Origin of the sequence: Enterobacter sichuanensis (assembly GCF_009036245.1) — a bacterium.
GTDB lineage: Bacteria > Pseudomonadota > Gammaproteobacteria > Enterobacterales > Enterobacteriaceae > Enterobacter > Enterobacter sichuanensis.
The window spans coordinates 580,335-592,756 of sequence record NZ_CP027986.1 but is presented as its reverse complement, the minus strand read 5'-3'; the positions used below and the strand labels follow the sequence as shown (position 1 = coordinate 592,756).

The following is a 12,422-nucleotide window of genomic DNA, read 5'->3' as shown; positions in this document are numbered from 1 at the left end:
TGCGCGCCACCGGGCTTTTTCTATCTGGAACCCACAATGTTTGGTAACTTAGGCGAAGCAAAAAAATACCTCGGTCAGGCGGCAAAAATGCTGATTGGTATTCCGGACTATGACAACTACGTTGAGCATATGAAGACCAACCATCCGGATAAGCCGTACATGACCTACACTGAATTCTTCCGCGAGCGGCAGGAAGCGCGCTACGGCGGAAGTGGAGAAGGCGGCGTCCGCTGCTGCTAAAGGAGAGACCATGACCCCGATTGCCGTCACCCTGTTGACCGGTTTCCTCGGCGCCGGTAAAACCACCCTGCTGCGCCACATTCTGAACGAGCAGCATGGCTTCAAAATCGCCGTCATCGAAAACGAGTTCGGCGAAGTCTCCGTTGATGACCAGCTGATTGGCGATCGCGCCACCCAGATCAAAACCCTGACCAACGGTTGTATCTGCTGCACCCGCTCTAACGAGCTGGAAGACGCCCTGCTGGATCTGCTCGACAGCCGCGATCGCGGGGAAATCGACTTCGACCGTCTGGTGATCGAGTGCACCGGCATGGCCGACCCGGGCCCGATTATTCAGACCTTTTTCTCCCACGACATTCTGTGCCAGCGCTACCTGCTGGACGGCGTCATTGCCCTGGTCGATGCGGTCCACGCCAACGACCAGATGAACCAGTTCACCATCGCCCAGTCTCAGGTGGGCTATGCCGACCGCATCCTGCTGACCAAAACCGACGTGGCCGGTGACAGCGAAAAACTGCGCGAACGCCTGGCGCGCATCAACTCCCGCGCGCCGGTTTACACCGTGACGCACGGCGATATCGATCTGTCTCTGCTGTTCAACACCAACGGCTTTATGCTGGAGGAGAACGTCACCGCGAAACCGCGCTTCCACTTTATGGGCGATAAGCAAAACGACGTGGCATCGATTGTGGTGGAGCTGGACTACCCGGTGGACATCAGCGAGGTCTCCCGCGTCATGGAGAAGCTGCTGCTGTCGTTTGCCGACAAGCTGCTGCGCTACAAGGGAATGTTGTGGATTGAGGGCGAGCCGAACCGCCTGCTGTTCCAGGGCGTACAGCGCCTGTACAGCGCCGACTGGGACAGACCGTGGGGCGACGAAGCGCCGCACAGCGTGATGGTGTTTATTGGCATCCAGCTGCCGGAAGAGGAGATTCGGGCGGCGTTTGCGGGTCTGAAGAAATAGCCTCCCCGCTTAACTATGCGCTCCGAACAATCCCCTCTCCCCTGTGGGGAGAGGGGTGAGCGGTAAACTTATTTCACCGCCTCCGGCAGCGTCACAATCCACAGCTCGCTGTCGGACTCCGGCTTCTTCAGCGGCTTCACGCTGAGCGTGGTTTCAACCGGTTTATCATCAAGCGTCAGCTTGCCTTCCGCGTTCACCCGATAATCCTTGAGCTTCTTGCCTTCCACCGGTTTTTGCATCGCCACCTTCACGCCAAAGTCGTTATCGTTCGCCACCGCCAACGTTTTGCTGTCGATCAGCGCCAGCCCTTCAGCCTTTTCCTGCTGCCAGCCCAGGGCGCGGAGATCGAGCACCTGCGTTTTTGCCGCAAGGGTAATGCCGCGCTGCGCCAGGGTTTTCTCATCATCAAACTCCGGGTACTCGCCCGGCTTGTCGAAGGTGGCCAGATCGCTTGCCTTGCTGAGATCCACCTTGTAAATCAGGTTACGCATCCCGTCGTTTTTATCACTGCCCTGCTCAATCAGCAGGATGTGCTGGTTATCGAGCGCCACGATGTCGCCGATTTTGGCGTCGCTGTTTTTGTCATAGGCCGCGCTGTCGATGGGGTAGCCGTACATCGCGGTTTTGCCGGTCGCCGGGTCGAAGCTCACCAGACGTGTAAACAGCGCCTGCTTTTTGCTCTTACCGTCGATATCCAGCGTACTTTGTACGGCGGCGATAATCCGCCCGTCCGGCATTCGGGTCAGGCCTTCAAAGCCCCGGTTTGGCTGGCGCCATTTAATGATGTTTGGCAGACCGCCGGCGATGGATTTCTCCCCTTCAGCCGCCTGCGGCCCGTGGATCGCCAGGATCTTCCCTTTGCTGTCGACGTTAATCAGGAACGGGCCATACTCATCGCACAGCCAGTAGCCGCCTTTGCCGTCCGGCGTGATGCCTTCTGTATCCAGCCCGCGGTTGTCACCCTTGAGCGTCTTTAACGTGTCGCTGAATGCCACTTCATTGGTGGAGCCAATCACGCCGCTTTGTAGCGGCAGACCGTTAATCTCGCCTTTATCGTCATGCAGCGGGCGGGCATCAACAGCCTCCGCTTTGCCGTTCTGGACGCGAATGGTCATCAGCAGCGGCGCGAAATCCGGCGTGACAAATATTTTGGCTTCGTTTTTACCCATTTTTGGCGCATCGGCGTTGGGACCGCGATCGGTCACGGTCGCAAACGTCAGGGCATCGCCCTGCTTGCCCGTAAACAGCAGGCCAGAACCAATCCCCACCGGGAGCCCGTTCGGGAATGCATCGGCAAACGCGCCGCTGTATTTCACATGTGAGCCGTCAGGGAAGCTGACGACGTAGCGCTCAGCGGTAGGCTGTGCCGCCATGCCAGAGAAAGAGATCGCACAACCGATAAGTGCAGGAATAATTTTTCTTTTCATATTGTTAGTGTCCAGTGAGTGAAGCCAACAACGTAAAGAATAAACGTGTCAGAAAAATGACATGGAAAGGCAATCAGCCTGCGCGAGGAAGTGTATATTCACCGCCCGGAAATGTAAGGTTGTGTTGTATTATGTTACATCAGAAATACTTCTGGAAATTATTAGAAACTCCATTAATTCACCTCTCATCACTTTCCCTTCCTCGTTCAGTTTGTGTTTAGTCAAAAAATTAAACGGTTCCTAAATGCCTGAACGTCACGCGTTGACACCCTGACAACCAAACATCGATGCAACATTTCAAACAAAAAAATTAACAACATCAGCATAAAAAATCGGCCCTCGTCACATTTGCAGTCATAAACGTCACTTGTTAAGGTGCGCCCAGATTAATTTAATGACGAGGCATAAAACATGAAAAAACTGAATATCCTTCTTCTTTCTGCGCTGGCTGCCGTATCAGGTTCCGCACTGGCAATGGGCGGCACCGTTGAGCAGGGTAAAAACTTTACTAACCTCAATCTGGAAATGGGGAAATCCTCCTCCGGTGTTTATCTGGAAAGTAACTGGCTCAAAAACACCGACGACGGTACCCAGACCGGCGGCGTTGGCGCAGGCTACAACCTGGAAGTGGGACCGGTGATGCTGAATGCGGGCGCGAAGGCAATCTACCTCGGCCCGAAAAAAGGCGATAACGGCGTGGCCTTCCCGATTGGCGGCGGCGTAAACGTTGCGCTGACCGACAGCATCCACGTGTATGGTGAAGGCTATGCGGCTCCAGAAGGGCTGAACAACAGCGTGAAAAACTACGTCGAAGCCAACGGCGGCGTAAGCTGGACGCCGATCACGCCAGTGACTCTGAAAGTGGGTTACCGCCACGTGAGCGTTGATGGTAAAGACGGTCGTCCTGGCCACACGCTGATTGACGGCGCCTACGTGGGCGGTGGAGTCACCTTCTAAGCCTGCGAAGAAACAAAAAACCTGCCATCTGGCAGGTTTTTGACCTCTTACTTACGCACCACCACCAGCTTCTGGTTCACAAACTCTTTGATCCCCAGATCCGACAGCTCGCGCCCATAGCCTGAACGCTTCACGCCGCCGAACGGCAGCTCTGGCGCGGTATCGGTGAGCCAGTTGATGTATACCATTCCGGTCTCAATCCGCGACGCCATGTTCTTCGCGCGCTCAATATCACGACTGAACACCGCGCCGCCCAGGCCGTAGTGGGAGTCGTTCGCCAGCGTGACCGCCTCGTCGTCGTTTTTCACCACATACATCTGCGCCACCGGGCCGAAGAACTCCTCGAAGTACGCCGGGTTATCGCGCGAGATATTCGTCAGGATTGTCGGTTCGAAGAAGCACCCCTCACGCTGCACCGGCTTGCCGCCGTAGTGTAATGTGGCACCGTTTTTCACCGCCTCGTTAACCTGTCTGGTCAGCGTTTCGAGCGCATCTTTAGACGACAGCGGGCCCAGCGTGGTGCTTTCGTCCAGCGGATCGCCAATTTTCACCTGCTTAAATGCCTCGATGAATTTACTCAGGAAGGCATCTGCAATTTTCTCGTGCAGGATAAAGCGCTTCGCCGCGGTACAGACCTGCCCGGCGTTGTTGAGCCGCGCATTCACACCGATCTTCACGGCTTTGTCCAGGTCCGCATCATCGAGCACCACGAAGACATCGTTGCCGCCCAGCTCAAGGGTGGATTTCTTGATGTGCTTCGCCGCCTGCGCGGCCACCACGCTGCCGGCTTTTTCGGAACCAGTTAGCGCCGCGCCCTGCACGCGATCGTCGGCGATGATGTTCGCCACCTGATCGGAAGTGATAAACAGGTTGGTCCATGCCCCTTCCGGCGCGCCCGCCTCGCGCACCAGGTGGGCAAAGGCCTCGGCACAGTGCGGCACGATGCTGGCGTGCTTAGCCAGCACAGGGTTACCCGCCGCCAGGTTTGGCGCCAGCACGCGCATCAGCTGGTAGTACGGGAAGTTCCACGGCTCAACGGCCATCAGCACGCCGACAGGGTGATGCTCCACCCACGCTTCCCCAAGCTCAGAATCGTACTTCACCGGGGCCAGGAACTGCTTTGCATTGTCGGCGTAATAGCGGGCAATCTGCGCGCACAGCTTCACCTCACCGCGACTCTGTGCGATGAGCTTACCCATCTCCTGGCTGGCGATTCTCGCCAGCTCCTCGGTGCGCTCGTCGATCAGGTCAGCAAGCTTATGCAGCACCGGCAGGCGCTGGCTGATGTCACCTTTCGCCCATTCTGAATGGTACAGCGCATCGGCCGCCTTCAGCGCCGCTTCAATATCCGCATCGGTATGGGAGGGGTATTCTTTGATGAGCTGGTTAGTGGCAGGATTTACTGTCTGATAAGCCATGTCGAATCTCCTTGTTTTACCGCTTAGGGTATTAAGGGTAGTCAACATGACTGGCTCTGAAGGTAAAGTTCGGTATATCCGGAGGGTTCTTAATGAAGCGCTGCCCGACAGTTCGCGGCCGTGGTATAAAACCTCCAGAAGGAGCCCCTATGACCGATACCCGACACATCCGCCAGACTTTTCACCGCGTCTCAGGCCTTGAGCGGCGCAGCACGTGGCAGAGCACGCAGGCGTACAAACGTCATTGTCACCCTCAGCTCTCCATCGGCGCGATTGTGGAAGGCCAGACCTGCTGCGTGTGTCATGGCAAAGAGTACATTCTTCACCCCGGGGAACTCATTGTGATCCCGGCCTCTGCGCCGCACAGCTGCAACCCCGTCGCCGGCAAGCCGCGCAGCTATCACATGCTGTATATCGACACCGATCTTCCCGTGGCATTCCAGGTCATTCGCGACCCTGCGCTCTTTAAGCACTACCTTGCTATTGTGGAGACGATGTCTCCTGCCGCCGTGGAGACGCTGCTTTCTGCCCTTCCCCGCAGTGCGGATAACGCAGAGACGCTTCGCTCAACCAGCCAGCAGGTTCAGCAGGCGTTTCTTGCCAACCTGGCCGCACCGCCTTCGCTTGATGAACTCGCCCGACGATTTTCGCTGCGCAAGGAGACGCTGATCCGCACCTTCAGGCAGGACACCGGCCTGACGCCGGGCAGCTTCCTCAATATATCCCGCGTGGAGTACGCCAAAGCGCGGCTGCGCGCCGGGGATAATATTGCTGATGTCGGCTACCAGAGCGGGTTTGCCGACCAGAGCCATTTTCACAAGACCTTTGTCAGCTATACCGCCGCCACGCCGCGCCAGTACGCCACGGGCCGATCAATATCCCACAATAAATAGGTTTTGCGGCCCCGTATTCTGACCTCAGATTTTCACACTGAGGTTGCTATGGAACTGTTATTCCCTTCCGCTTTTCTCGCCCTGGCACTGGCGCATTTTGTTGCCCTGCTAAGCCCGGGCCCGGATTTCTTCCTGCTGGTGGGCTACGCCGCGCGCTACCGTCTGCGCGGCAGCGCGGGGCTGTGCTTCGGCATCGCCGCAGGCAACGGGGTGTACATCCTGCTGGTGATTATCGGCTGGAGCGCGCTGCGCCAGTTTGCGTGGCTGTTTACGCTTATCGAGCTTTGCGGGGCGCTGTACCTGCTGTGGACAGGTTCGCATCTGGTGCGCAGCCGCCCTCAAGTGCTGGCACTGAATGAAACCCATCAGCGCTTTCCCCCGCTGCGCAAGCAGCTCCTGCTGGGGCTCGGCTCGGCGCTGCTTAACCCGAAGAATGCGCTGTTTTATCTGGCGCTGATGACGGCGTTGCTGGGGCCGGACGTCACGCTGCTTCAGCAGTCGACCTGCGGTGTCTGGATGGTGATGGTGGTGCTGGTATGGGATCTGGCTCTGGTGTCGCTGATGGGGTTGCCCGCGGTGCAACAGAGGCTTAGCCGTTCGCTCTGGTGGATTGAGCGCACGGCAGGGATGGTGCTGATGGGGTTTGGGGGATGGGTGCTGTGGCGGCTGCTATGAAAGGATTTTAAAGGGCTCTTCTTAAACGCCTAACCGATAATCCCAGTCATCCGAATGAATAACATTACCGTCACGATAGTGCCAGGTAATCTTTTCATAACGAAGCAGAACAAGTTCAAGGTGCCCCTGTTTTTCATGATAAGTCTCTTTCACATCATGCATCAATGAAAACAACGTGACGACCTTCACCGCTTCCAGCGTTATCGTGAAATAGATTTCTTCCTGACCGGCATCGTTGATTCTGTAAAGGTCGATAATCGCTTTCCTGAGTGTCCTTCCAGTGCTCAACGCTTTGTATAGCAGAACGCTTGAAGCATCAATTTCTTTCTCAATGAGAAAAGGACGATGCTGGCGTTTGCTCAACGCTCTGCCATTATGCAGGTCAGAGTTATAGCTTACGTTATGATAAAGTCCCAAAACCTCAATCTGGTTTTCACGGTCTTTAACTTTCACATTCCCGTTTATGATATTACCCGCATCGTCAGTTAATGACATATATCCCGGAATAGCCATTTACATATCCTTATCGAATGAAACAGAGTTTTCCACAGTTGCGATCATAACGGCGAGACATCTTTGCCCCTCAGGACTTTTTATTTTAAACATCTCCCTGATTGAATCGACAAAAAGCTTATTGCTCTCTGCTTCTGTCTGCGGAAAATTAGCGAAAGCGCAGATTTGTTCAATAGTGAGTACCGGTTTATCGTCTTTTAAGATTGCCAAAACGCCTGCAGGATTATGTGGGATAGCTTTAGAAAGCGCCGCCTTGAGATCTTCAGCTGTACTGGCGTCCACTCCGGGCTCAAGGGCGGTCGCTACGGCTAACCATGCCTGAGTTCCTTTACCTATCTCTGGAATGACATGATTCCACCATTCTGACACACCGTTATCATTTGAATCCATTTCACTTACAACGACCCTGGCTCCTTTGTCGTTTATCATTTGCAATATCTGTTCAGGCGTGTGGTTTTTAGCAATTAAACCCACCGGTAAGCATAAGAAGAATAGCGCAATAACATATTTCATTATCGCACCACCAGAATTGTGTCACCCGAATCATAAATCATATGGCGCTTGTCCTGGCCGTTCATAATGATGCAACCAGCTGATGCTGATCCTGGTGGCTGACCTTTTTTATCACCATGAATTTGAAAATGATCCCTACCAAAGGTATTGGTCCCGGCTATAGGCTCAAGAATAATGGCCTCTGCACTTTTATGATTATTCCACCCTGCGATAAAATAAATACCTCTGGGAATGGGGCCTCTGTTTCGCTGACTTTCACACTCAGGCTTATCTTTCGATTCACCCGCACCGCTGTAGCAGTTAGCGACAAACACACCATTATGGCTCAATACCCCCGTCGAAACTTTATACTCCCATGTCATCAATACCGTCTCCTTTCATAAATAGTTCTTTATCTTATGGCTAATGAGAGCGTTAAAATGACTACAACGGTCACAAAACATTACGTCCGAAAATAAATAAGCACAAAAAATATAGAAAAATTAATAATAGATAATTTAGATGTATATATTTTTTATATAGACGCCATTTGTTCACGCTGAGAATGCGTCTCCCCCTTACACCAGTTTTGCACTTTTGGTTCACTTACCTCTATCCTTAACCCATGGAAAAAATAGCTGAACTCAAACGCGCCAAGCTGCTGGCGCTGTCGCTGCTGCTGGTTGCCGCCGCGGCGTTTATCACCACCCTGTTCCTGCCGCAGACCTTCTGGGTGCGCGGCGTGAAGGCCATTGCCGAGGCGGCGATGGTCGGCGCGCTGGCAGACTGGTTTGCCGTGGTCGCACTGTTCCGCCGGGTGCCCATTCCGTTTATTTCGCGCCATACGGCGATCATCCCGCGTAATAAAGACCGGATCGGCGACAATCTTGGCCAGTTCGTGCAGGAGAAGTTTCTGGATACCCAGTCGCTGGTGGCGTTGATCCGCCGTTATGAACCCGCACAGATGATCGGTGCCTGGTTCAGCAAGCCCGACAACGCCCAGCGCGTCGGGCTGCATCTGATGCAGGTGATGAGCGGTTTTCTTGAACTGACCGATGATGGACGCATCCAGCGCCTGCTCAAACGCGCGGTGCATAAGGCCATCGACAAGGTCGACTTCACCGAAACCAGCGCCGTGATGCTGGAGAGCATGACCAAAAACAACCGTCACCAGGTGCTGCTGGACGCCATCATCAACCGCCTGATTACCCTGATTCAGCGGGAAAGCACGCGGGACTTTATTGCCGACCAGATTGTCCACTGGCTGAAGACCGAGCATCCCCGCAAGGCGATGGTGCTGCCCACCGAGTGGCTGGGCGATCAGAGTGCGGAGATGGTGTCGAACGCGGTGAACACGCTGCTGGACGACATCAGCCACGACCGCACGCACCAGATCCGCCAGGCGTTCGACCGCGCCACGCTGAAGCTTATCGACAACCTGAAAAACGACCCGGAGATGGCGGCAAAAGCCGACAACATCAAACATTACCTGAAGAATGACGAGGCGTTTAACCGCTATCTGGGCGAGATGTGGGCCGACCTGCGCCAGTGGCTGAAAGCGGATATGCAGAGTGAGGACTCTCGCGTGAAGCAGCGCATCGCTAACGCCGGGCTGTGGTTTGGCGAAACGCTGACAAACGACGCCAGCCTGCGGGCGTCGCTGAACGAGCATCTGGAGCAGGCCGCGCATCGTCTCGCGCCGGATTTCGCGGCGTTCCTGACCCGCCACATCAGCGACACGGTCAAAAGCTGGGATGCCAAAGACATGTCCCGGCAGATTGAGCTCAACATCGGCAAAGATCTGCAGTTTATCCGCGTCAACGGCACGCTGGTGGGCGGGACGATTGGCCTGATCCTGTTTTTACTCTCGCAGCTGCCCGCCGTGCTGGGGCATTAATCCGCTTTGGGTGGCGCGATGATATAGCGCGTCGCCCCGAAGCGGTTCAGGATCACATGCACCAGAAACACCATCGTCAGCGTCGCCACCAGCGAAAACGTTACGGAGGTGATGCGATAGAGATCGCTGAACACCAGGTCGCTGTCCGGGTGCATGTTCTGCCCGAACATAATGCCGATGGTGGTGATGCTGGAAAAGCCCACGCCCGCCCCCACTTTTTCCATCACGTGGAGTCGCGCGCCAAACGCCAGGCCGAGGCCAATCAGCGGCATCATCAGCAGCATATGGCTGCTGTGATCGTAGAGTATTAGCTGCACCACCAGAATGTAGAGACAGCCCAGCACCACGCCGACCACGCGCCAGATGGAGCTCATCACCGCGCCGCGATAGTGCATCGGGAACAGGATCAAAATCCCCGCCATCAGCGCCGAGAGCGAATCGCTTAAATCGCTAATCTGAAAAACAACGAAAATCAGCGTCGCGACGGTACCGGAGAGCAGCGACTCGTGGCGTACGCGGGCGTCGTCTTTCTCGATCAGCGGCGGCGGCTTGCGCGGCTCAACGTCCGGCAGAAGATAGTTCATCAGCGCGCTCAGGCACACCGCCATCACGCTGGCTTCAATGTTGGAAAACAGCAGCGTGTGCCAGTTAGTGGTGGGGTAACTCATAAAATTGAGCATCACGCTCTGGCACACCACGCCCATGGACCCGAACAGAAACAGCGGCCCCTTGCTCATAAAGCGAAAACGCATCACGTACAGAGCAAACACCACCAGCGTCATGATCACCGGCCATTGCGACAGATAGCCGATAATAATCACCATTTCCACGCAGTTCAGCGACGCGCTGAAGATAAACTGCTTCGCCACGTGGCGGTTAAACACCGGGACCAGCGAAAGCAGCATGATCGGGTAGACCACGAAAAAGACGCCGTAGCTGGTGTTATAAAAGCTGGAGATGCTGAGCGCAATCATCCCGGCAAAGACGATGCGCAGGGTCTGGCGAAAGTCATTTGCCGTATAGACGATGTTGCCGTGCGGGGTAAAGACCCGCGCCAGCGTATTAATAGACATAGTGCAGCAGGCTCACCAGGTGGATTTGCATCCCGGAGAAGAAGCGCGCAAACGGCCCTTCGCTGTTGTAAAGCTGAACGGTCGCCCGCGCACCGGTCGGCAGATGCTTCGGCAGGGGCTCATCCAGCGTCACGTGAATGCGCATCCGCTGGGCGTCACGTACCCAGCGGTTAGAGGTTTCCGGCTCGGAAAGTTGGCCATTAACGGCCTCCTGACCGGCGAGGATCCCCGCATCGCGGCTGGTCACGTGGGCACGGAAAACGTGCCCCGGGAAGGCGTCAAACACCACCGCAGCATCGGTGCCCTGATGGGTATGACGCAGGCTTTTTTCACGGAAATCAGCCACGATATCGGTCTGGTTGTTCACCAGCGCCAGCGCGGCGGAGCCGGAGGAGGCATAAAAGCCGGGGCTTAACTGCAGGTTACTGACCGTGCCGTCTGCCTGGGCGTAAACCTTCGTCCAGCCGAGGTTTAGCTCCGCGTCATCGAGCGCGTTGCGGTATTTTTGCAACGTCACGTTGTGCTGCTCATCCCGCTCCCCGCGCTGGATGCGCAGGTTCCGGATGTTGGCCTGAATCGTGCTGACGGATTGCTCGCTGCTCTGCCAGGTCGTACGGACCTTATCCAGATCCGCCTGCGAGACGTTCTGTAACGTGCTCAGCTTCTGGTAGCGATCGAAGGTCACTTTGTCGTTACGCGCGGTCAGAACCGCAGTCTTCAGGCTGGCCTGCGCGGCGGCGATCTGCGCGTCCAGCTGTTCGTTGGACAGGCGAGCCTGCTCGAGCGCGATTTGCGCCGCTTCCACTTTATTGCGAAACGGCGTGTCGTCGAGTTCAAACAGCAGATCACCCCGCTTCACCTGGCTGTTGTTATGCACATGCACGGCCGCCACATAGCCGGAAACGCGTGGTGAAACCGGCGTCACCACGCGCATCACGGTGGAGTCCGGCGTCAGCGGGATCCAGATATCCGCGACGACAAAGTAGACAAACATCAGCAGGAAAGAGGCAATACTCACCCTTACCCAGCGGGCAAACTTTTGTTCAGGAGTCATTATTTTTCGGTCTTGTTATCTTCTTCGCGGATTGTCCGCAAATTGCAGGCGATTTGATTCAGGGTGGCGCTGAAAATATCGAGATGTTCCGGCGCGATGTTTTGCGATACGCGCGTCTGAAGCGTCTCAATGACCTGGGTGAGCCTTTGAAGGACAGCTTTTCCCTCAGGCGTCAGCGTCAGAAGCCGGATGCGCTTGTCATAAGGCGATATGGTGCGCAACAGGTAACCCTGCTTTTCCAGCTGTGTCAGAGTGCGCATCAGCGGTGGCAGCTCAATGCCCTGCACCTCCGCAAGCTCACTCACCGAGACGTTATCCCCAAGTTGATGAAGCTGCATCATCACCGTCCAGCTCGACTGGGTTAACCCGGTATCGAGAATGGCGTCGTCGATAACGGCACGCCACTGGCGCACGATCATCGCCATCCGCATGCCCATCGGCCTGCGGCAGAACAGTTCTTCTTCACTCATGGGGAAACCTCTCGAAACACGCAGCCACGATAATAGTTATCAGGGTAAGTATCAAGAAACGAGAGGTAAAAGCGCAGGAATTGCGAAAACGATACTCTCCCTCTCTCCGAGGAACCCCTGGTCATTTTTTACCTGAAGCGATGAATGCTGCATCAGCAAAATTAATGACTTACAGCGACACCCTGGTCCGGCTGTAAATCGCCGAAGCGTTTCCGTAAGGCCGGGGCGAGGCGCAGGGATGCGCCGAGAGGGCGTGGCCTGCAGGGATGCAGGCTCATGCCCGACCCGATAGCCTGAAGGAATAAGCTGAGGGTACCGCGAAGCGGCGATTTACCGCCGGGAGCCCGGG

At 55.7% G+C, this 12,422-nt stretch carries 14 protein-coding genes; 6 read left to right on the top strand and 8 right to left on the bottom strand.

What is annotated here, in order from left to right:
- Positions 1–36: 36 nt before the first annotated feature.
- Together C1N69_RS02820 and yjiA are read left to right on the top strand one after the other, a co-directional pair.
- Positions 37–240: a YbdD/YjiX family protein gene (locus C1N69_RS02820; RefSeq protein ID WP_003856610.1), complete on the top strand. Its 204-nt coding sequence runs from the start codon at positions 37–39 to the stop codon at positions 238–240.
- A 10-nt stretch (positions 241–250) separates the two neighbouring features.
- Positions 251–1,204: a GTPase gene (gene yjiA / locus C1N69_RS02815; protein WP_155030658.1), complete on the top strand. Its 954-nt coding sequence runs from the start codon at positions 251–253 to the stop codon at positions 1,202–1,204.
- 68 nt (positions 1,205–1,272) lie between these two features.
- On the opposite strand, the gene C1N69_RS02810 is transcribed toward yjiA, so the two are convergent.
- Positions 1,273–2,631: an esterase-like activity of phytase family protein gene (locus tag C1N69_RS02810; protein ID WP_155030657.1), complete on the bottom strand. Its 1,359-nt coding sequence runs from the start codon at positions 2,629–2,631 to the stop codon at positions 1,273–1,275.
- A gap of 411 nt (positions 2,632–3,042) precedes the next feature.
- On the opposite strand from C1N69_RS02810, the gene C1N69_RS02805 reads away from it, so the two are divergent.
- Positions 3,043–3,588, top strand: a complete 546-nt coding sequence (locus C1N69_RS02805) for a YfaZ family outer membrane protein (RefSeq protein ID WP_045286446.1) — start codon at positions 3,043–3,045, stop codon at positions 3,586–3,588.
- Positions 3,589–3,635: 47 nt separating this feature from the next.
- On the opposite strand, the gene C1N69_RS02800 is transcribed toward C1N69_RS02805, so the two are convergent.
- Positions 3,636–5,006 (bottom strand): NAD-dependent succinate-semialdehyde dehydrogenase, encoded by a 1,371-nt coding sequence (locus C1N69_RS02800; protein WP_155030656.1) that lies wholly within the window; start codon positions 5,004–5,006, stop codon positions 3,636–3,638.
- Positions 5,007–5,155: 149 nt separating this feature from the next.
- Between C1N69_RS02800 and C1N69_RS02795 the strand changes: the two genes are divergently transcribed.
- On the top strand, positions 5,156–5,899 hold the full coding sequence (locus C1N69_RS02795) for an AraC family transcriptional regulator (RefSeq protein WP_059386765.1): 744 nt from the start codon (positions 5,156–5,158) through the stop codon (positions 5,897–5,899).
- A gap of 48 nt (positions 5,900–5,947) precedes the next feature.
- Complete coding sequence (locus C1N69_RS02790; RefSeq protein WP_155030655.1) at positions 5,948–6,574, top strand: LysE family translocator; 627 nt, start codon at positions 5,948–5,950, stop codon at positions 6,572–6,574.
- Positions 6,575–6,595: 21 nt separating this feature from the next.
- Here the strand turns inward: C1N69_RS02790 and tssD are convergent, their stop codons facing one another.
- The 3 genes from tssD to C1N69_RS02775 are packed head-to-tail and all read right to left on the bottom strand — an operon-like array spanning position 6,596 to position 7,962.
- Complete coding sequence (tssD, locus tag C1N69_RS02785) at positions 6,596–7,087, bottom strand: type VI secretion system tube protein TssD (protein ID WP_155030654.1); 492 nt, start codon at positions 7,085–7,087, stop codon at positions 6,596–6,598.
- A complete protein-coding gene (locus tag C1N69_RS02780; protein WP_155030653.1) occupies positions 7,088–7,600 on the bottom strand; it encodes a hypothetical protein in 513 nt (170 codons plus the stop codon).
- Complete coding sequence (locus C1N69_RS02775) at positions 7,600–7,962, bottom strand: tlde1 domain-containing protein (protein ID WP_021240619.1); 363 nt, start codon at positions 7,960–7,962, stop codon at positions 7,600–7,602. The genes C1N69_RS02780 and C1N69_RS02775 overlap by 1 nt, the downstream gene beginning before the upstream one ends.
- Before the next feature lie 242 nt (positions 7,963–8,204).
- Between C1N69_RS02775 and C1N69_RS02770 the strand changes: the two genes are divergently transcribed.
- Positions 8,205–9,476 (top strand): DUF445 domain-containing protein, encoded by a 1,272-nt coding sequence (locus C1N69_RS02770; protein ID WP_021240620.1) that lies wholly within the window; start codon positions 8,205–8,207, stop codon positions 9,474–9,476.
- Here C1N69_RS02770 and C1N69_RS02765 read toward each other — a convergent pair.
- From C1N69_RS02765 to C1N69_RS02755, 3 genes are read right to left on the bottom strand one after another with little or no spacing between them, the layout of a single operon-like run.
- Positions 9,473–10,549 (bottom strand): DUF2955 domain-containing protein, encoded by a 1,077-nt coding sequence (locus tag C1N69_RS02765; RefSeq protein ID WP_094917841.1) that lies wholly within the window; start codon positions 10,547–10,549, stop codon positions 9,473–9,475. The two genes, C1N69_RS02770 and C1N69_RS02765, sit on opposite strands and share 4 nt — an antisense overlap.
- A complete protein-coding gene (locus C1N69_RS02760) occupies positions 10,539–11,606 on the bottom strand; it encodes an HlyD family secretion protein (RefSeq protein ID WP_155030652.1) in 1,068 nt (355 codons plus the stop codon). The genes C1N69_RS02765 and C1N69_RS02760 overlap by 11 nt, the downstream gene beginning before the upstream one ends.
- Positions 11,603–12,073, bottom strand: a complete 471-nt coding sequence (locus C1N69_RS02755) for a MarR family winged helix-turn-helix transcriptional regulator (RefSeq protein ID WP_045286437.1) — start codon at positions 12,071–12,073, stop codon at positions 11,603–11,605. Before C1N69_RS02755 ends, C1N69_RS02760 begins: the two co-directional genes overlap by 4 nt.
- Positions 12,074–12,422: the final 349 nt, after the last annotated feature.